Origin of the sequence: Citrobacter freundii complex sp. CFNIH4 (assembly GCF_002934505.1) — a bacterium.
In the GTDB taxonomy this organism is placed as follows: domain Bacteria; phylum Pseudomonadota; class Gammaproteobacteria; order Enterobacterales; family Enterobacteriaceae; genus Citrobacter; species Citrobacter freundii.
In genome coordinates this window covers 2,333,222-2,352,273 of record NZ_CP026231.1, presented here as the reverse complement: position 1 = coordinate 2,352,273, position 19,052 = coordinate 2,333,222, and the positions used below count along the sequence as shown (strand labels likewise).

Here is a 19,052-nt window from a genome sequence, read left to right as displayed (position 1 = left end):
ACACCATCATACACTAAATCAGTAAGTTGGCAGCATCACCGACTAAACCAACGGCAACGATGTCGTCAGTTGCGATACCATTGCTTTCATAGAAGCTGTCGTCTTCGTCCAGCAGGTTGATTTTATAATCAACGTAGGTGGACATGTTTTTGTTGAAGTAGTAAGTCATACCCACTTCAACATATTTGACCAGATCTTTGTCGACGTAACGCCAGTTACCATGGCTCACTTCCTGACCACCTAAATCCTTGCCTTTAGACTGCAGGTAAGCGATGGATGGACGCAGACCGAAATCGAACTGATACTGAGCCACAACTTCAAAGTTCTGGGTTTGGTTAGCAATGCCACCATTATTCTCGCCGTTGCCGCCGCCGTAATAGGTCATATTGCGGGTTTCTGCATACATGGCTGCCAGGTAAACGTTGTTAGCGTCATACTTCGCGCCAACAGTCCAGGCTTCAGCTGTTTCGCCGCCAGCGTAGTTATTGCGCTTGTTCATACCGTCCTGGTAACCGCGAGCAACTTGAGAGTCGGTACGGTCAGATGCGGAGTATGCCGCACCGAGGCTTAAACCGAAGTCGAAGTCATAGGAAGTAGACATACCGAAACCGTCGCCGTTTTCTTTCGCCAGTTTGCGGCCTTCACTGTTACCGGAACCTTCCTGACCACTCCACCGACTGTCACCATTTTCATTATTACCCTGATACTGCAGGGCAAAGTTCAGGCCATCAACCTGACCAAAGAAGCCTTTATTACGATAGGTAGCAACGCCGTTGGTACGGCCCAGCATGTAAACGTCGGTCTGAGTGTAGGTATCACCACCGAATTCTGGCAGCATATCGGTCCAGGCCTCAACGTCGTACACGACGCCGTAGTTACGACCGTAGTCGAAAGTACCGTTTTGACCAAAACCTAAACCGGCAAAGGCCAGACGAGTCCATGAATCGCCTTTGTCACCTTCGGTACCGTTGGCCTGAATGTTATATTCCCACTGACCATAGCCAGTCAGCATATCGTTGATCTGCGTTTCGCCCTTAAAGCCCAGACGCGCATAGGTCATGTCGCCGTCGCTGCCTGCATCATCAGAGAAATAACGCAGACCATCGACTTTTCCGTACAGATCCAGTTTATTGCCGTTTTTATTATAGATTTCAGCCGCATTTGCTGCGCCTGCAGCTAATAAAGCAGGGAGAAGCAGTGCCAATACTTTTCTTTTCATTATGTATTCCCTTTGCATGATAATTAAAATGAATATGTAGTACTATCCAAGCAACTACATTTGGATACTATCTATGAAGTTCATTTAATTTAAAATATAACATGTAACAAATGTATTTAAAATATTTCTAAATGTTTCATCGGTGTGTTTTTATAACTATAAATATATGTTAGTTAAATTGTTATTTGTCACATAAATTATTTTTAATCAATATCTTATGTATATCTGGCTATTTATTTGAAATTTGAATTTTATTTGTGTGGAGTATTTATTTTTGTTATTCATATAATATGGTTGTTGATATTGAAATTATGGTTTTTATAAATTCATGTGGATTTTGTTTTCGGTGTGATAATAAAAGTTAATTATGTAATGGGGCAGGCAGTGGTTTGCAATGAAAATTGTTGCTAAGGTGATTTTCTTTCTACAAAGGGAGATAGCATGAAACTGCACGACTGGCAGTCGCAATTTGAAGCTTGGTTAGCTGATAACCATTCCGGACAAGATGCCGCGCATGACATCTTTCACTTTCGTCGTGTGTGGATGACGGCGCAAAAGCTGAGTACAGATGCTACTGTAGACTGGCTAGTGGTGCTGACCGCGTGCTACTTCCATGATCTCGTCAGCCTGCCAAAGAACCATCCTGAGCGTCATCGTTCGTCGGTACTGGCAGCTCTGGAAACGCGTCGCATTTTGATGCGCGATTTTCCGGATTTTCCACAACAAAGAATACCTGCCGTGTGCCATGCCATTGAGGCGCACAGTTTTAGCGCCAAAATTGCACCAGAAACCCTTGAAGCGAAAATCGTGCAGGATGCGGACCGGCTTGAGGCGCTGGGGGCTATCGGTCTAGCGCGCGTATTTGCTGTGTCTGGTGCGTTAGGCGTGGCGCTATTTGATGCGGAAGATCCGTTTGCCCGCCAGCGTGGCCTTGACGACAAACAGTACGCGCTCGATCACTTCCAGACGAAGTTATTGACGTTGCCGTCGACGATGCACACTGAACAAGGACGACATTTAGCGCAGCATAATGCTGACTTCTTACTGACGTATATGGCGAAGCTGAGTGCGGAGTTAAAAGGAGAGTATGAAATGCTGGATCTTGACGCGATTCAACCCTTTAAAGCACGTTAGTCGCCAGTACAGCCGCAACGTCAACCACACTATTTTATGTTAATCTGTCGGTTATCCATTTCGGCCGGTTAAATGTATGCAGGATAATTTTTCAGTAGCAGGCTCCATGAACCCGATGACAGATGATAACAAGGCCGCCGCGCAGGTGATTTTGGCTAAGTTGCTTGAAATATATGACGTGAAAACCCTGGTTGCTTATCTGAACGGTGTTGGCGAGAACCGCTGGAGTCCGGCCATCTTTAAGCGAGTGGTGGCGAACGAAACATGGCATCGCCTCAGCGACAATGAGTTTACTTATCTGAATTCCTTGCTGCCGACGCCACCTGCGCATCATCCGCATTATGCCTTTCGATTTATCGATCTGTTTGCCGGCATTGGCGGGATTCGTCGCGGCTTTGAGGCAATTGGTGGGCAGTGCGTGTTTACCAGCGAGTGGAACAAGCATGCGGTGCGTACCTACAAAGCGAACAACTATTGCGATCCCTTCCAGCATCACTTTAATGAAGATATTCGTGATGTCACGCTGAGCCATCAGGATGGGGTGAGCGACCAGCAGGCGGCAGAACATATTCGCCAGCACATTCCAGAACATGATGTACTGCTGGCGGGATTTCCTTGTCAGCCCTTCTCCCTGGCCGGGGTGTCAAAGAAAAATGCGTTAGGGCGGGCCCACGGTTTTGCCTGTGATACACAAGGCACACTCTTTTTTGACGTGGTGCGCATTATCGACGCTCGTCGACCTGCAATATTTGTGCTCGAAAACGTCAAAAACCTGAAGAGTCACGATCAGGGCAAAACGTTTCGCATCATTATGCAGACGCTGGACGAGCTGGGTTATGACGTGGCAGATGCGGCAGATAACGGTCCGGATGATCCGAAAATTATCGATGGGCAACATTTTTTGCCTCAACATCGCGAACGTATCGTGCTTGTCGGCTTCCGACGCGATCTGAATTTGAAATCAGACTTCACGCTGCGGGATATTGTCACGCGTTATCCGCAGCGGCGTACTACGCTGGCGGAACTGCTTGAGCCGACCGTCGATGCGAAATATGTGCTGACGCCGGTGCTGTGGAAATACCTCTATCGCTATGCGAAAAAGCATCAGGCGCGGGGAAATGGATTTGGCTATGGCATGGTGTATCCCGGTAACCCTGATAGCGTAACGCGCACATTATCTGCGCGTTATTATAAGGATGGGGCGGAGATCCTGATTGACCGTGGCTGGGATATGGCGCTGGGTGAAAAAGATTTTGACGATCCGCAGAATCAGCGACACCGCCCACGCAGACTTACGCCCAGAGAGTGCGCGCGCCTGATGGGGTTTGAATCTCCGCAAGGCTATCAGTTCAGGATCCCCGTGTCAGATACTCAGGCTTATCGCCAGTTTGGTAATTCGGTGATCGTTCCGGCATTTGCGGCGGTGGCCAGGCTGCTGGAGCCAAAAATCAGGCAGGCAGTTGCTATTCGCGAGAAAGAGAACCTGCATGGCAGACGTTCACGATAAAGCAACACGCAGTAAAAATATGCGGGCGATAGCCACCCGCGATACCGCAATTGAAAAACGCCTTGCCAGCGTGCTGACAGAGCAGGGGGTAACGTTTCGCGTGCAGGATGCGACGTTATCCGGTCGCCCCGATTTTGTGGTGGATGATTATCATTGTGTGATTTTTACTCACGGTTGTTTCTGGCACCACCACAATTGCTATTTGTTTAAAGTTCCCGCGACACGAACGGAATTCTGGCTGGAAAAAATAGGCAAAAATGTCCAACGCGATGCGCGGGATTGTGAAAAATTGCAGGCTCTTGGCTGGCGCGTACTGATTGTCTGGGAGTGCGCCCTGCGTGGTCGCGAAAAGCTGGACGATGAAGCGTTATCTGAACGTGTCATCGAGTGGATCTGCGGCGGTGGCGACACCGCGCAGATCGACACTCTCGGTATTCATTTACTGTAATGTCTTTTCCGACGAACTCGCGACGGCATCCGCTTTAACAGGGAACAGGTATTTCCCCAACGTTACCAGCACCACAGCAAACACGATCACGCCGAGCGCCAGCCATTCGATAGGGGCCAGTCTTTCTCCCCCCAGACCGGTACCTAACAGCACCGCAACAACCGGATTGACGTAGGCGTAGCTGGTGGCTAGCGCCGGGCTGACATTGCGGATCAAGAACATATACGCATTAATGGCAATAATGGAGCCAAACAGGGCCAGGTAAGCCACCGCCATAAAGCCTGAAAATGTTGGCATGGTGGTCAGTTTTTCCCCGGAGAGTAACGATGCGCACATCAGCACAATACCGGCTGCTAACATTTCAATGGCTCCGGCCATCATGCCAACGGGCAGCGTAATGCGTGAACCGTACACCGAGCCAAACGCCCAGCTTATCGAACCGATCAGGATTAAAATAGCGCCCCACGGATTGCCACTTAAATTGCCTCCGCTGTTCAGCATGATGATCCCTGCGAGCCCAATCGCTATCCCCAACCATTCCAGTTTGCGCGTTTTGATGCCAAAAAAGTGGCTAAAACACAGCGTAAATAGCGGGACGGTGGCGACCACCACGGCGGCAATACCGGAAGGGACATTTTGATGTTCTGCGACGGTGACCAGTCCATTACCCACAGCCAGCAGCAGGATACCAATTAACGCGGCGTTCAGGATTAAGCGTAAGGGGGGGAGCTTATGCCCGCGGATAAGTAAAAAACTTGTTAATAAAATTCCCGCAGAGAGGAAACGTACGGCTGCCATCATTAACGGCGGCCAGCTTTCAACACCAATGCGAATAACGAAGTACGTGGAACCCCAAATGATGTACAGCGCGAATAGCGCACTGAAAAGCGGTAACAATTGCCTGAAACGCATAATCCCTCACGGTAGAAATAAAAAGGTGCAACATAGTAAACGTCAAAACTATCTTACTGGCGAGATTTATAATTACGTGTCGATGTTAAAAACTTGTTGACCAGAAAGGTCAGTTTCAGCATGGCGTGTTTTACTTCATACTTATGACTGCAAAAAAATAATATTGAGGGTCAAAATTTTGGCAGGAAGTAGCTTACTAACCTTACTCGATGATATCGCCACGCTGCTGGATGATATATCAGTGATGGGAAAATTGGCCGCGAAAAAAACCGCGGGCGTGCTGGGAGATGACTTGTCGCTTAATGCGCAGCAGGTATCGGGCGTGCGGGCGAACCGTGAACTCCCGGTGGTCTGGAGCGTGGCGAAGGGGTCGTTTGTAAACAAAGTTATCCTTGTACCGTTGGCGCTATTGATAAGCGCATTTATTCCCTGGGCGATCACCCCATTATTAATGGTAGGTGGGGCGTTTCTCTGTTTTGAAGGGGTAGAAAAGGTTCTGCATACCCTGGAGGCGCGTAAGCACAAAGAAAGCCCGGAAGAGCGTCAGCAGCGTCTGGCTGCTCTGGCCGCACAGGATCCACTCACCTTTGAGAAAGATAAAATCAAAGGGGCAATACGTACTGACTTCATTTTGTCTGCCGAGATTGTTGCGATTACGCTGGGTATTGTAGCGGATGCACCTTTGCTGAATCAGGTGTTGGTGTTATCGGGTATCGCGTTAGTGGTGACCGTGGGCGTGTATGGCCTGGTCGGGATTATCGTTAAGCTTGACGACATCGGGTACTGGCTGGCAGAAAAACGTAGCCAACTTGCCCAGTCGCTGGGGAAAGGGTTGCTGGTGGTTGCCCCCTGGCTGATGAAAACACTTTCTGTGGTCGGTACATTGGCGATGTTTTTGGTGGGGGGCGGTATTGTGGTACACGGAATATCACCGCTGCATCATGCGATTGAACATTTTGCTCAACAGCAAAGTACATTGATTTCGCTAATGCTTCCGACCCTGCTTAACCTGGTGCTCGGCTTTATCATCGGTGGGATTGTCGTTCTGCTGGTGAAAGCTGTCGCCAGACTGCGCGGAGTTTCGCACTAATTATTACAGGACTGATTATGCAAAACGCCTCTTTGTCATCTAAGGTGTAAAGGTTTCTCTTGATACAGGAGGCAGGTATGGTCTTTTCTGTCAGTGAGGAAGTCACCTCCAAAGAGGGTGGCCCACGTATGATCGTTACCGGGTATGCCAGCGGAATGGTGGAGTGTCGCTGGTACGACGGCTTTGGCGTTAAACGGGAAGCATTCCGTGAAGATGAACTGGTGGTGCCGGGCGAGCGAAGACAGCTCTGTCAGGATGCCTGAACATTTGACTCGACCGTAACCTGGTGATCTCTCACCCATTAGTTATATTTATCATTTTGGTGAGAATTATTTACTTGTCAGGCAAAAAAATTGCAGATAAGGTTTGGTTCACATCAGATTTTCTGGTGTAACGAATTTACAAGTGCTTCTTGCATAAGCAAGCTTGATCCCGACCCGATAAGGGCCGGGATTTTTTTCGCCCTCAGTCAGCGATTGATCTCCGATACGCTAAAGTCATGGATATCAAGCTCGAACGCGTCGGCCAGTTCATGCCATGTATGGTAATCTCGGCCGTCGACGCTAACGCGCTCCGGGTCATCCTGGCTGCGATGAATTTCACTCTCGCAGATTTCGTTGATTGCCTTTAGCAGCGCGTCGACATCGACGCTGACTTCACGTTTGGCCGTATCGCTGTACTCTTTCGCGGTTTTCATCCTCATACCTCTCAACCGTTAAGGATACCGGGGGAGCGTACCCAAACATCAGATACGCACAACTTAAGTATAGACCGTCGATAAAACCCGCAATCGCGCGTGCAGAGCGCTGCCAGAAAAAGGAATTTGTTCTACACTGGCACAAAGCCACAGGAGGAAAACTATGAAGGTGAATGATCGGGTCACAGTCAAAACGGACGGCGGTCCTCGTCGACCGGGCGTGGTACTGGCAATCGAAGAGTTTAGTGAAGGCACCATGTACCTGGTTTCGCTGGAAGACTACCCGCTCGGTATCTGGTTCTTTAATGAATCAGGTCATCAGGATGGTATCTTTGTGGAAAAAGTGGAGTGAGATGAGTTCCGCTGTTTGATTCTGACTGGTGGAGTCGCCACCAGTCAGAACGTCTTAGCGCATATTCACAAAGATACCATTGGTGACGTTGTCCGTAAGTCTCACAACGTGATAGATAACTTGCTTATTATGCGTCTTAATCTTTCGTTTTATATTCCCCTTATGGGATGACACCGTCTTGGCTTTGATATTCATTTGATCTGATATCTGTATTGTTCCCTGACCCTCCATCCACATACGCAACATGCTGGATTCGGTTCGACTTAATGATAATGTCGGCAGATTCACATCAATAGCAATATCTACTTCTTTTTTCAGAATATCGCCAAGTAGTTTATCCAGTGAGTCAGGTTTAATCGATTTAGAACTAATCAATAAGTTTTTTCTGACGAGTAGATATTCATCAAAATGCACGTTGGCAATTGCCATAAACACAATAAATAATGTGCTGGGATGCTGATTAATGATTTGCTTTATTTGCTGGCTATTAGCAGGATCGTGGATAAAGCAGTCCTCATTAATAAACACCACAGCGGGTTGTTGAGAGACACAGGCGAGACTGAGTTCATCAACGTTGGAAATGTTGTTGATTTCCCTTTTTTTCACTCCCCGACTTACCAGATACCCGGTTAACCCTAGTCGGGTGTAACTGCATAAATCCATAATAATCGTTGACATGGCATACCCTCACTCAATGCGTAACGATAATTCCCCTTACCTGATTATTTCATCACAACTAAACGGAATAATAACGACCCAAGATGACGCTTTCGCTGTTTTTCAGGCGAATTTACTATCCCGTAAAGTTGCGTATAATTTGCCAGGAAACATCTTAAAGTAAAGTGAATGTTGCGTTATGTGAGTGAGGCAAAAACAAATAAGCCGCGACAGAGATATCCTGGTGGATGTTGTCACTTTTTAAAATTAGGACAATCCTTAGTAAAACAGGATAAAAATTAAGGGTTATTATTTTCCAGGCATTTCGCTAACGATATCGGCCAGTAAATTAAAAATCTCACTGAATAATCGTTCGCAGAATGGCGCAATTAATGGCATTAGCGCCGCCATCAGTGAAATACCTACGGTCAGAGTGAGAGGAAAGCCGATGACGAAAACCGACAGCTGTGGCGCCATGCGATTTAACAAACCAAGTGCGAGGTTCAGCGTGAGTAGCAGCGTCATTACCGGCAGGGCCAGCATTAGCCCGTTGAGGAAAATCAGGCTGCCCGCCCGTGCCAGCGCGAGAAACGCATTGCTGTTCACCGGATTGCCACCGATGGGCAGAGTATGAAAAGTATCTACCAGCAGCGAAATCAGCCATAAATGACCGTTAAAGGTCAGGAACAGCAGCATGGCGAGCATGTCGATCAGTCGTGCCAGAACCGGCATATTCAGACGGCTACCGGGATCGAAGAACGTCGCGAAGGAAAGGCCCATTTGCAGGCCAATTAATTCCCCGGCGGTACGTACCGCGGCAAACGCAAACTGCATGGTGAAGCCTAAAGCGATACCGATCAGGATTTGTTGCATTGCCTGCCATATTGCGCCGATCGAAAAGATGGGGACGTCAACGGTGGGAATTGACGGGGCGATAACGACGGTTATCATCAACCCCAGCCCCAGCTTTACCCGTTTGGGGATGGCTCGTTCACTGAGGATGGGGGCCGTTGAGATGAGCGCCAGTATGCGCAGCAAAGGCCAGAAGTATAAATTCAGCCAGTGGAGCCACTCAACGCTGGTCACCTGCAACATAACGTTGTCTACCCGATGATGTAGGGGATATTGCTGAACAGCGTACGCACGTAGTCGAGCAGCAGGTTAAGCATCCACGGGCCAGCAACAATGATGGCAATAAACACCGCGACAATTTTGGGAATGAAGGACAGCGTCATTTCGTTAATCTGGGTCGCCGCCTGCAGAATACTGATGATAAGACCTGTGACGAGAGCGACCAACAGCAAAGGCGCAGCAAGGGCCAGGGCGACTTTCATCGCCTCTGTGCCCATCATCATGACCGATTCAGGAGTCATTTCGCGCCTCTAACTGTAAAAGCTTTGTGCCAGCGAGCCGACAAGTAGCTGCCAACCGTCTACCAACACAAACAGCATCAGCTTAAACGGCAACGCGATTGTGGCTGGCGGTACCATCATCATCCCGAGCGCCATCAGTACGCTGGCGATCACCAGGTCGATAATCAGAAACGGAATAAAAATGGTAAAACCTATCTGGAATGCTGTTTTCAACTCACTGGTGACATAAGCGGGTAGCAAAATTCGCATCGGCACGGCTTCTGGTCCCTGTAATGGACCGCTGTTTGCTAAGCGCGCGAAGAGGGCCAGATCGGCTTCACGGGTCTGGCGCAACATAAACTCACGCAGCGGCTGGGCGCCTTTCTCCATAGCTTCCTGCATGGAGATCTTCTCTTCGCTGAACGGTTGATATGCGTCGACGTAGATTTTATCGATCACCGGCGACATGATGAAAAAGGTCAAAAAGAGCGCCAGGCCCAGTAGCACCTGGTTAGGTGGTGCAGAGGGGGTACCCAGCGCATTTCGCAGGAGACCGAAAACAATGATGATGCGGGTGAAGCTGGTCATCATCAGCAAAATTGCAGGCAGGAACGTCAGCGAGGTGATGAACACCAGTGTCTGCACGGGCAAAGACCAGCTTTGTCCGCCGCCCGGCAATGGCTGACTAACCAGACCCGGGAGTTGGGCGAGGGCAACGGGACTGAAAAGCCACAAGCCTGCCAGCGTGAGGGATAACAAACGGCGCATCAGGATCTCCCAGGACGCTTAAGCAAACTCTTCATCATGGCCTGGAAATCCGCAGGGGAGGCCGTTTTTTCTTCTGCATCGGCAGGTGCCGGGGGCAGGGTGTGCAGGACGTTAATCTGCGAGGCTGTGACACCCAGTACCAGACGGGCATCTTCGACCTCGACAATCACCACGCGCTCACGTGGACCCAATGAGGTGCTGGCTGCGACTTTCAGCCCGCGAGTACCGGCACTTTTGGGGGCAAACCCCAGACGTTTAATGACCCAGGCCACCGCCAGGATCAAGACGATGATCCCGAGCAGCGCGCCGCTTACCTGCACCAGCGGTGAGCCGGGAACGGCGGCGGGTTGAGAAACGGTAGCCTGGGTATTCATGATTAACGGCTCAGACGGCGCATACGTTCAGATGGGGTGATAATGTCAGTGATACGCACACCGTATTTATCCGCGACCACGACGACTTCGCCCTGGGCAATCAGATAACCGTTGATTAGGATATCCAGCGGTTCGCCTGCCAGACCATCCAGTGCGACAACCGACCCCTGCGTCAGGCGCAGCAGCTCTTTGATGGTCATGCGGGTACGGCCCAGTTCGACGGTCAGTTTGACCGGAATGTCCATGATCAGGTCGATGTCCTGCAAAGCACCGCTGACGTCGCCGCCACCTAACTGCTGGAATACCGCATCGGCCGCACTTTTGGTGGGCGTGGTTTTTTGCTCGTTTAACGCGTCAGCCCACAGATCGTCCAATGCGCCAGTGTTCTCATCGGACGGATTATTCATATCACTCATTTGGGCTGTTCCTCATTCAGCGAATTCAAAATCGGGTTTATCAGATGTTCTACGCGTAACGCATACTGACCGTTTACAGTGCCATACTGGCTGGTCAGCACAGGCACGCCGTCCACATGAGCAATAATGCGGTCGGGTTTTTCAATCGGCAGTACATCGCCGGGTTTCAGTTTTAAAATCTGGGATAGCCGCAGCGGAATGTCGGCAAAGTTTGCCACCAGCTCCAGCTCAGAATGCTGAACCTGACGCACCAGATTATTGCGCCAGTTCTGATCTTCATTACGCGAGTTTTCCAGCGGCGGATTCACCAGCAGCTCACGCAACGGCTCAATCATGCTGAATGGCAGACAGATGTTAAATTCACCGGTCAGGTTGCCAATTTCAACGTGGAACGGGGTGTTCACCACAATGTCGTTCGGGGAGGTGGTGATATTGGTAAATTTCACCTGCATCTCGGAACGGACGTATTCCACTTCCAGCGGGTTGATGGCCTTCCACGCGTCGCTGTAGCTTTCCAGCGCCAGCTTCAACATGCGGTTGATAACGCGCTGTTCTGTGTGCGTAAATTCGCGGCCTTCCACTTTCGTCGGGAAACGACCGTCACCACCGAACAGGTTGTCTACGGCGATAAATACCAGACTTGGTGAGAACACCACCAGACCCGTACCGCGCAGCGGCTTCAGGTGGATTAAGTTCAGGTTGGTCGGAACCGGCAAGTTGCGCGCAAATTCGTGGTATGGCTGGATACGGATCGCCCCCACGGTAATATCCGGACTACGGCGCAACAGGTTAAATAACCCCATACGGAACTGGCGCGCGAAGCGTTCGTTAATGATCTCCAAAGCCTGTAAACGCTCACGTACCACGCGACGCTGAGTGTTGGGATCATAAGGACGAATATCGCTTTCTTTTGCGATACCTGAAATGGGTTCGTCTTTGGTTTCGCTATCGCCGTTCAGCAATGCGTCGATTTCTGCCTGAGAAAGAATACTGTCGCCCATGTCTTTACCGCAGAATAAAAGCTGTATAAAGAACGTCGGTGACAACCTGTTTCGGCTGCCCAACAACAAGCGGAGTCGCCAGCGTCTCTTTGATGGCGGTAATCAGCTGTTGCTTACCTTCCTCGGTGGCGAGTGTGGCCGCATTCTGACGAGAAAATAGCAGCAGCAAGCGGCTGCGCACTTCCGGCAGATATTCGTTAAGACGTGAACGTGTCGCCTCATCTTTCATGCGCAGTGTGATACCGATATACAGCACACGGTCTGCATCACCCAGATTGACGGTAAAGGTATCCAGCGCAAAGAACACCGGGGCTGGCGGTGGAGCCGGTTCCGCTTTGACGCTGGCGGAAGGCTGCTGCTGCATGCGCCAGTAGCTATAACCTGCAGTTGCGCAGGCGGCGAGGGTAATTAATACCAGCAGAGGGATCCAAATAGCGCGTTTACTTTTTTTGTTAATCGCGGAGTCAGTCATCAGATACGGGCTTCCTGTTTCGGTACAGCTTATGGGCTGATTATCCCGTGTCCTGTCCACGACAAAGCGTGGAAAAGACGCGGATAATCATGCTACCTCTGGCGTTAGGCGAAGATGTCTACTGCGCCATCGCCGCGGGCAGCGGCTTGCAGCGAGGCTGGGGTTGCCAGTATTGCGTCATCTTCAGCGGTAAAAATGTCTTGTCCTTGAGCGCGACCAGACTGCTGTTGCTGTCCGGAAGACTGCTGATGGCCAGCGAAGCTTTCACTGCTGATGTTGCTTTGCCCCAGTTGGATCCCGCTTTCAGCCAACTGTGTACGCAGCATCGGTAATGCGGCTTCCAGTGCGGCGCGCACGTGACTGTGCGGTGAAACCATTTGTAACTGCGCGAGGTTATCGTCCAGCTTGAGCGAAATATGTACCTGACCCAGGTCCTGCGGATGCAGACGCAGCTCTGCGCTTTGCTGGCCCTGGCGCGTGAACAAGGTGACGTGCTGGCTCAGCGATTGCTGCCATTCATGGCTACCTAACGGAGCGCTTAACACCGGCGCGGCCGTCGGTAACGGTTGTGCGTGTGTTTGTGGACCACTTAGCGGGGCCGCAGTCATGCCAATGCTGGTCGGTGACGGGGTGCTGTCGATTTCAGCTCTGGCGTTCACTGCTGCCGTCAGCGGGGTTAATGTTGGATTGTTTGCCTGATTAGCACCACCGCCAGCAATCGTGACATCCGCTTTGCCTTTTTTGGCATCGCCCGGCAGTAATTCGTCTGCATTATCAGTCGCCGCGCCGTGTACCGCGCCTCGTGACAATGCGGAAAGCGCCGCATCAACAGGGGCTGGTGCGCTGTCGACGGCAGGCGTAGCCAGTGGTTGTCCTGGCAGCATGGCGAACAACGCGCTCAGGTTGGCGAGATCGTCATCACTCAGCGTAGTGTTTTTTTCGTCCTGCTGAGCGACTTTGCCCAGTGTCGTCAGGGCATTCGCTTTCAGTGAAGGCGTGAGAGCGGACAACAGTTGCTGAGCGTCAGTCATGTCGGCAAGAGAAGTCTCGGTTTGCAGCTCCTGTTGCGCCAGCAGATCGGTTAATTTGACCGACGGTGTGGCATCGCCATTTTTTTGCAGCAACCCTTTTTGCAGCTTGCTGCCAGCCGCTTTTAAATCGGCAAGCGACAGCGGGGCATCTTTACCTTGTGCGTCGCCCGCACCTAATGCGCCAGCCAGCAGCGCTAAAAAATCCTCGGGTGAATCTACCGCTTTGCCTGACTGAAGACCTGCGGCTACATCGGTGTCGGTGGTAATCAGTTGGGGTAAAGTAATCATTCGGGTTTCCTCATAGCTGCGCGCTGAGCAAATTCATCCATTTTTTTCTGATCCAGACGGTTTTCGGCCAGTAACGCCGCCGAGGTTTGTCTGTCCTGCAACGTCTGCCACGCCTGTAATCGTTGTTTTTTGTCGCGCCAACTGTTCAATGCCTGGTCTACTTTCTGTGTCCATTGATTGAGCTGTTGGCGATGTTGCTCAATCGCTTTTTCCAGCGTCTGAATAAATTGTTGGTAATTGATCCAGCGATTGCTGGTAATACCTTGGCCCATATCGGTATTCAGATTGTTGCGATACTCATGCTGATAATCGATCAGCATTTTTAACTGTTCTTCCGCCTGCTGACAGCCACGACGCATCTCTCCCAATAAGACAGCAGCGTCATCTACTTCTTTTTCAGCCAGGTCTTTCAATGTTGCTAATGCACCATGTTGTGCCATGACCTATGCTCTCCTGCTTAATCACACACCAGGGAAAATCAGTTCCAAAGCTTGTAGAGAATCTTCCCAGTCAGCCCGTTCAAAAATACCTTGCTGTAAGAATGCTTCCAGCTGCGGCCATAAGGCGATGGCTTTATCCAGCATCGGATCGCTGCCTTTGGCATACGCCCCCACGCTGACCAGATCGCGGTTACGCTGGAAACTGGACAGCAACTGTTTAAAGTTACGCACCCGTGCATAGTGTTTTTCACTAATGAGCGCAGTCATGGCACGGCTGATCGAGGCTTCAATATCGATGGCCGGATAGTGACCCGCCTCGGCCAGATGACGAGACAGCACAATGTGACCGTCCAGAATCGCGCGCGCGGAATCGGCAATCGGGTCTTGTTGGTCGTCACCCTCGGTCAGTACCGTATAAAACGCGGTAACTGAACCGCCTCCGTGGATACCGTTTCCGGCCCGTTCGACCAGCGCCGGTAACTTAGCGAATACTGAGGGTGGATAACCTTTGGTTGCCGGTGGCTCGCCGATCGCCAGGGCTATCTCACGTTGTGCCATCGCGTAGCGGGTGAGGGAGTCCATAATCAGCAATACATGCTGTCCGCGATCGCGAAAATCTTCGGCGATGCGCGTGGCGTAGGCCGCACCTTGCATACGTAACAGCGGCGAGACGTCCGCCGGAGCGGCAATCACTACCGAGCGTGCGCGACCGTCAGCGCCGAGAATATTTTCAATAAAATCTTTAACTTCGCGACCACGCTCGCCAATCAGACCCACGACGATAACATCGGCCTGGGTATAGCGCGCCATCATGCCGAGCAGGACGCTTTTACCGACGCCGGAACCTGCGAAAAGCCCCATACGCTGGCCGCGGCCAACGGTTAACAATGCGTTGATGGGGCGTACGCCGGTATCCAGGACGTGTTCAATTGCGGTCCGTTGCAGCGGGTTAAACGGCGGTGTAATCAGCGCGCCGGTTTCGGTGGTATCCGGGGCGGGCAGTCCGTCGAGCGGTTTGCCGCTACCGTCCAGCACACGACCCAGCAGAGCAGGGCCAAGCGGTAATTGCTTCCCGCTTTGCAGACCTTCTCCGGCAATATTCTTCGCGTATACGCGCGCGCCGGGCAGAACGCCTTCGACTTCTTCGAGCGGCATCAGAAACAGACGTTGACCGTTAAAGCCCACGACTTCGCTTTCGACCTCCTGGGTTTCGTTGCCGTCCTGACGTTCAATGACGCAGGTGGCACCGAGCGGCAGCTGTAACCCCGTGGCTTCCAGCACCAGCCCGGTTGCGCGGGTCAGGCGACCATAACGACGCACCGCAGGCAGCAGTGACATTTTCTCTTCGAAGTTGTCCAGCGTATTGAGCCAGCGAGTCAGGCGAGTGGTCATTACACGACTCCCGGCGCTGCCAGACGGCAGAGTTCTTGCCAGCGCGTGGCGACGCTGGCATCCAGATCGCCTTCATCAGCTGAGACTTTACAACCGCCGTGATGCAGCGTGGGATCGCCGCGTAGCCGCCAGCCGTGCAGGCTGAGAGTGGCACCGAGCATCTCCTCCACACGCTGGAGATCGTCCGGATGTACGCGCAGCTGCGGTTTACCGCTAAACAGCGGTTCCTGTTGCAATAACTGTTGGATTTGCTTAATCAGCGCCGCGTTATCCACGATTGGCGTCTGACCAATCACCTGACGCGCAGCTTCCAGCGCCATTTGCATCAGTCGCGAGGCAATGACGCTATCCAGCGCGTCCAGCGTATTCTGAAACTCACTCACCAGCTGCTGCATGCGGGCATGGATCGGCGCATGCTGTGCTCGCGCCTGGTTCTGGCCTTGCTCCAGCCCCTGGCTCAGACCTTCCTGATAGCCTTGTTCGTGACCTTTTTGTCGACCTTCCGCCAGCCCCGCGTTATACCCTTGCTCATGGGCCTGCATTTGCAGCTGTGCGAGCTGCTGTTCAAGCTGTTGCTCTGCGGAAAGCTGTGGCTCTTCAGCTTCTTCTGACAGCGGCGTTTCGCTGTAGTCGGCCAGTACGAACTCCGCCATCGGTGGGGCGAGGTCGTCCGGAGTCCAGACTTTCCACGGCAGTTCGTTAGACATAGGTATCCTCGCCGCTGCCTATCACCATCTCGCCGGTTTCCGCCAGACGACGCACAATAAGCAGAATGGCTTTCTGTTCGTTTTCCACCTGCGACAAACGCACCGGGCCGCGGTTGGCAAGGTCGTCGCGCAGAATATCGGCAGCACGTTGCGACATGTTGCGCAGGAACTTCTCGCGTAGCGGCTGTTCGGCACCTTTCAGGGCAATCAGCAGTGATTCGGAATCCACTTCCTGCAACAGGCGCTGGATACTGCGATCGTCGACGTCCACCAGGTTTTCGAACAGGAACATCTCGTCGATAATTTTCTGTGCCAGCTCGCCGTCGAATTCGCGTACGGCGGTAATAACCGCTTCTTCCTGCTGAGTTTTCATCAGGTTGATAATTTCTGCTGCCGTTCTCACGCCGCCCATTTTGCTGCGCTTGAGGTTCTGACCATCGAGCAGACCGTTCAGTACCTCGGTCAGTTCTGCCAGCGCGGCAGGCTGCACGCCGCCGAAGGTGGCGATACGCAGCATCACGTCGTGACGTAAACGCTCGTCGAACAGCGCCAGAATATCGGCGGCCTGGCCCCGTTTGAGGTGCACCAGAATGGTGGCGATAATCTGTGGATGCTCGTCGCGGATAAGGTCGGCGGCGCTTTGTGGCTCCATAAAGTTGAGCGTTTCAATGCCGCTGGTGGTATCGCGGGTTTCCAGAATATCTTCCAGCAGGCTGGAGGCGCGTTCCTCGCCCAGCGCTTTCACCAGCACGGAGCGCAGATATTCGTTGGCGTTGATATTCAGCGCGGCAAATTGTTCTGCTTCTTGCTCAAACTCGGCCAGCACTTCCGTCAACTGTTTGTTGGAGATCTGGCGTACGTTCGCCATCGCTGTACTGAGCGCCTGAACTTCGCGCGTGGAAAGGTGTTTAAATACCTCAGCCGCGCGATCTTCGCCAATGGTCATCAGCAGGATGACGCTTTTATCGGTACCGGTAAGGGCATTACTCATGATCGTTACTCATCCACTGGCGAATGACCAGCGCCACGACGCGCGGATCGTTATCTGACATTTCACGAATACGCTGGCTCATCACTTCTGCACCCAGACGTTGATTCGTACGACGCTGCTGGGTTTGTTCGTCTTTGCTGAGGCGAACTTCTACCGCTTCTTCGGTTTCCTGACGGATACGCGTTTGTTCTTGTACCGCTTTGGCTTCTTCGCTGCGGCGAACCAACTGCGGGCGAACAGCCTTACGCCACAGGATCCAGGCAACAAGCAGCACCAGCAACCAACGGCCAGCGGTCATCAACTGTTCAATAAAGACCTGCTGTTTCCAGAACGGCAGTTCGCCAATGGAATCGTCGGTCGCCGTGAAGGGTGAATTCACCACGTTCAGGGTATCGCCACGCTTGTCGGAGAAGCCCATCGCTTCGCGGGTCAGGTCCTCAATCTGTTTCATCTGATCGGCGGTTAACGGCAGCGGTTTACCGTCCGGCAACGTTTTATAGTTGACCACCACTGCAACCGAGAGACGCTGTACATCGCCGACGTTCATTTTGGTGTGGCGAATGGTACGGTCGACTTCATAGTTGCTGGTTTCATTACGCTGCGTACTGCGTGGACCAGCATTATTGTTGTTATTTGCCGTTTGCGTGGTTTGCGTGGTTTGCGCATTTTGCTGATTAGCCGGAGGGGTGGCGATTGGCGCGGTATTAGCCGGTGCTGGTTGATTAGACAATGCGCCCGGTACGCCGCCTGGCGCTCCGCTCCCGATCTGCTCGCTGACGTTTAACTGGCGTGAACGCAGCACGGCCTGGGAATCATCACCGTTTGGACGGTACTGTTCTTCGGTTTGCTCTTTATTAGCAAAATCCAGTTGCGCGGTGACCTGCGCATGTACGTTACCGTTGCCGACAATCGGCGACAGGATCGATTCGATACGACGTTGAACGCGCCCTTCGACATCGCTCGCGTATTTCAACTGCGCATCGTTAAGATCGCGGCTGCTGGTGTTCGACTGAGTTAACAGATGACCCGCCTGGTCGACCAGCGTAACGTTGCCCGGTGGCAAGCCTGCAACAGCGCTGGAAACCAGATGCGTGACCGCACTGATTTGACCTTCATCCAGTGCGCGGCCAGGTTCAAGGTTAACGGTCACGGAGGCTGAAGGCGCTTTTTGCTCACGCACAAACAGCGACGGTTTTGGCATTGCCAGATGCACGCGGGCGCGTTTTACCGGTCCCAGCGTTTCAATAGTACGGGCTAATTCACCTTCCAGCGCACGCTGGTAGTTGACCTGCTCGCTAAACTGGCTAATACCAAACTTTTCCTGATCCAGCAGCTCAAAGCCAACGGCGCCGCCCTTCGGCAGACCTTGTTGTGCCAGACGTAACCGCAATTCGTGAACTTTATCGGCAGGAACTTCTATAGCACCGCTTCCCTCAGTAAAACGATAGGGAACGTTCATCTGCGTCAGTTGGGTGACAATCGCGCCACCATCCTGATCGGATAGGTTGCTGAACAGTGTGCGGTAGTCAGGTGTTTTGGCCCACAGGACCATCGCCACGATGATAGCGACGGCAGCGGCTCCCGCCACAATCAGAGGAATTCTGGGATTCGCGCGCAGGCGGTTTAACCACTCGAGAGGTTTAAGCTGGGTTGCAGTCGATGCTGTCGCACTCATCTCGCACCTCGTGGCTTATCGTGGACGGCGTTTTTTGCAAAGTGGAACAAGACTCACTCCCGGGTCAGCAAACTCGAAAAATTGACGGTCTCATTATTTGCGGTTTCGAATTTTTCTATGCGTTAAAAA

General features: G+C 52.0%; 22 protein-coding genes and 1 pseudogene. 6 read left to right on the top strand and 17 right to left on the bottom strand.

Going from position 1 to position 19,052, the window contains the following annotated elements; all coding sequences use genetic code 11:
• Positions 1–13: 13 nt before the first annotated feature.
• Positions 14–1,219 carry a porin OmpC gene (gene ompC, locus C2U41_RS12210; RefSeq protein ID WP_104427101.1) on the bottom strand — a complete coding sequence of 402 codons (1,206 nt, stop codon included), beginning with the start codon at positions 1,217–1,219 and terminating at the stop codon, positions 14–16.
• Positions 1,220–1,660: 441 nt separating this feature from the next.
• Between ompC and C2U41_RS12205 the strand changes: the two genes are divergently transcribed.
• The 3 genes from C2U41_RS12205 (at position 1,661) to C2U41_RS12195 (ending at position 4,308) form a co-directional block, all read left to right on the top strand.
• On the top strand, positions 1,661–2,353 hold the full coding sequence (locus C2U41_RS12205) for a phosphohydrolase (RefSeq protein WP_048217367.1): 693 nt from the start codon (positions 1,661–1,663) through the stop codon (positions 2,351–2,353).
• A 76-nt stretch (positions 2,354–2,429) separates the two neighbouring features.
• Entirely contained in the window at positions 2,430–3,860 is a 1,431-nt protein-coding gene (locus tag C2U41_RS12200) for a DNA cytosine methyltransferase (protein ID WP_032933152.1), read from the top strand.
• Complete coding sequence (locus C2U41_RS12195; protein WP_032936825.1) at positions 3,841–4,308, top strand: very short patch repair endonuclease; 468 nt, start codon at positions 3,841–3,843, stop codon at positions 4,306–4,308. Before C2U41_RS12200 ends, C2U41_RS12195 begins: the two co-directional genes overlap by 20 nt.
• On the opposite strand, the gene yedA is transcribed toward C2U41_RS12195, so the two are convergent.
• Entirely contained in the window at positions 4,300–5,220 is a 921-nt protein-coding gene (gene yedA / locus C2U41_RS12190; RefSeq protein WP_003839069.1) for a drug/metabolite exporter YedA, read from the bottom strand. The genes C2U41_RS12195 and yedA overlap by 9 nt on opposite strands.
• A 175-nt stretch (positions 5,221–5,395) precedes the next feature.
• Here yedA and C2U41_RS12185 point away from each other — a divergent pair, with 175 nt between their 5' ends.
• Together C2U41_RS12185 and C2U41_RS12180 are read left to right on the top strand one after the other, a co-directional pair.
• Positions 5,396–6,310 (top strand): DUF808 domain-containing protein, encoded by a 915-nt coding sequence (locus C2U41_RS12185; protein ID WP_169316136.1) that lies wholly within the window; start codon positions 5,396–5,398, stop codon positions 6,308–6,310.
• Positions 6,311–6,387: 77 nt separating this feature from the next.
• Complete coding sequence (locus C2U41_RS12180) at positions 6,388–6,573, top strand: YodC family protein (RefSeq protein ID WP_003030415.1); 186 nt, start codon at positions 6,388–6,390, stop codon at positions 6,571–6,573.
• A gap of 206 nt (positions 6,574–6,779) precedes the next feature.
• On the opposite strand, the gene yodD is transcribed toward C2U41_RS12180, so the two are convergent.
• Positions 6,780–7,007, bottom strand: a complete 228-nt coding sequence (yodD, locus tag C2U41_RS12175; protein ID WP_003030417.1) for a YodD family peroxide/acid resistance protein — start codon at positions 7,005–7,007, stop codon at positions 6,780–6,782.
• A gap of 163 nt (positions 7,008–7,170) precedes the next feature.
• Here yodD and dsrB point away from each other — a divergent pair, with 163 nt between their 5' ends.
• Positions 7,171–7,359, top strand: a complete 189-nt coding sequence (dsrB, locus tag C2U41_RS12170) for a protein DsrB (RefSeq protein WP_003030419.1) — start codon at positions 7,171–7,173, stop codon at positions 7,357–7,359.
• 54 nt (positions 7,360–7,413) lie between these two features.
• On the opposite strand, the gene rcsA is transcribed toward dsrB, so the two are convergent.
• The 14 genes and pseudogenes from rcsA to fliF all read right to left on the bottom strand — a co-directional run bounded on the left by rcsA (position 7,414) and on the right by fliF (position 18,923).
• A complete protein-coding gene (rcsA, locus tag C2U41_RS12165) occupies positions 7,414–8,037 on the bottom strand; it encodes a transcriptional regulator RcsA (RefSeq protein WP_003030421.1) in 624 nt (207 codons plus the stop codon).
• Positions 8,038–8,315: 278 nt separating this feature from the next.
• Positions 8,316–9,111, bottom strand: a pseudogene (gene fliR, locus C2U41_RS12160) (flagellar biosynthetic protein FliR).
• Between the two features lie 8 nt (positions 9,112–9,119).
• A complete protein-coding gene (gene fliQ, locus C2U41_RS12155; RefSeq protein ID WP_003030425.1) occupies positions 9,120–9,389 on the bottom strand; it encodes a flagellar biosynthesis protein FliQ in 270 nt (89 codons plus the stop codon).
• A 9-nt stretch (positions 9,390–9,398) separates the two neighbouring features.
• Positions 9,399–10,136, bottom strand: coding sequence for a flagellar type III secretion system pore protein FliP (gene fliP / locus C2U41_RS12150; protein ID WP_003030427.1), 738 nt, complete (start codon positions 10,134–10,136; stop codon positions 9,399–9,401).
• Complete coding sequence (fliO, locus tag C2U41_RS12145; RefSeq protein WP_085951576.1) at positions 10,136–10,513, bottom strand: flagellar biosynthetic protein FliO; 378 nt, start codon at positions 10,511–10,513, stop codon at positions 10,136–10,138. Before fliO ends, fliP begins: the two co-directional genes overlap by 1 nt.
• Positions 10,513–10,926, bottom strand: a complete 414-nt coding sequence (gene fliN / locus C2U41_RS12140) for a flagellar motor switch protein FliN (protein WP_003030433.1) — start codon at positions 10,924–10,926, stop codon at positions 10,513–10,515. The genes fliO and fliN overlap by 1 nt, the downstream gene beginning before the upstream one ends.
• Positions 10,923–11,927: a flagellar motor switch protein FliM gene (fliM, locus tag C2U41_RS12135; RefSeq protein WP_003030434.1), complete on the bottom strand. Its 1,005-nt coding sequence runs from the start codon at positions 11,925–11,927 to the stop codon at positions 10,923–10,925. The genes fliN and fliM overlap by 4 nt, the downstream gene beginning before the upstream one ends.
• A 4-nt stretch (positions 11,928–11,931) precedes the next feature.
• Positions 11,932–12,399 (bottom strand): flagellar basal body-associated protein FliL, encoded by a 468-nt coding sequence (fliL, locus tag C2U41_RS12130; RefSeq protein ID WP_003030435.1) that lies wholly within the window; start codon positions 12,397–12,399, stop codon positions 11,932–11,934.
• A 104-nt stretch (positions 12,400–12,503) separates the two neighbouring features.
• Positions 12,504–13,718 carry a flagellar hook length control protein FliK gene (fliK, locus tag C2U41_RS12125; protein WP_103848422.1) on the bottom strand — a complete coding sequence of 405 codons (1,215 nt, stop codon included), beginning with the start codon at positions 13,716–13,718 and terminating at the stop codon, positions 12,504–12,506.
• Positions 13,715–14,158 carry a flagellar export protein FliJ gene (fliJ, locus tag C2U41_RS12120; RefSeq protein WP_003839084.1) on the bottom strand — a complete coding sequence of 148 codons (444 nt, stop codon included), beginning with the start codon at positions 14,156–14,158 and terminating at the stop codon, positions 13,715–13,717. The genes fliK and fliJ overlap by 4 nt, the downstream gene beginning before the upstream one ends.
• 21 nt (positions 14,159–14,179) lie before the next feature.
• Positions 14,180–15,550: a flagellar protein export ATPase FliI gene (fliI, locus tag C2U41_RS12115; RefSeq protein ID WP_003030440.1), complete on the bottom strand. Its 1,371-nt coding sequence runs from the start codon at positions 15,548–15,550 to the stop codon at positions 14,180–14,182.
• A complete protein-coding gene (gene fliH, locus C2U41_RS12110) occupies positions 15,550–16,257 on the bottom strand; it encodes a flagellar assembly protein FliH (protein ID WP_103848423.1) in 708 nt (235 codons plus the stop codon). The genes fliI and fliH overlap by 1 nt, the downstream gene beginning before the upstream one ends.
• On the bottom strand, positions 16,250–17,248 hold the full coding sequence (gene fliG / locus C2U41_RS12105) for a flagellar motor switch protein FliG (RefSeq protein WP_003030443.1): 999 nt from the start codon (positions 17,246–17,248) through the stop codon (positions 16,250–16,252). The genes fliH and fliG overlap by 8 nt, the downstream gene beginning before the upstream one ends.
• Positions 17,241–18,923, bottom strand: a complete 1,683-nt coding sequence (gene fliF / locus C2U41_RS12100) for a flagellar basal-body MS-ring/collar protein FliF (protein WP_061548903.1) — start codon at positions 18,921–18,923, stop codon at positions 17,241–17,243. The genes fliG and fliF overlap by 8 nt, the downstream gene beginning before the upstream one ends.
• Between the last annotated feature and the right edge of the window lie 129 nt (positions 18,924–19,052).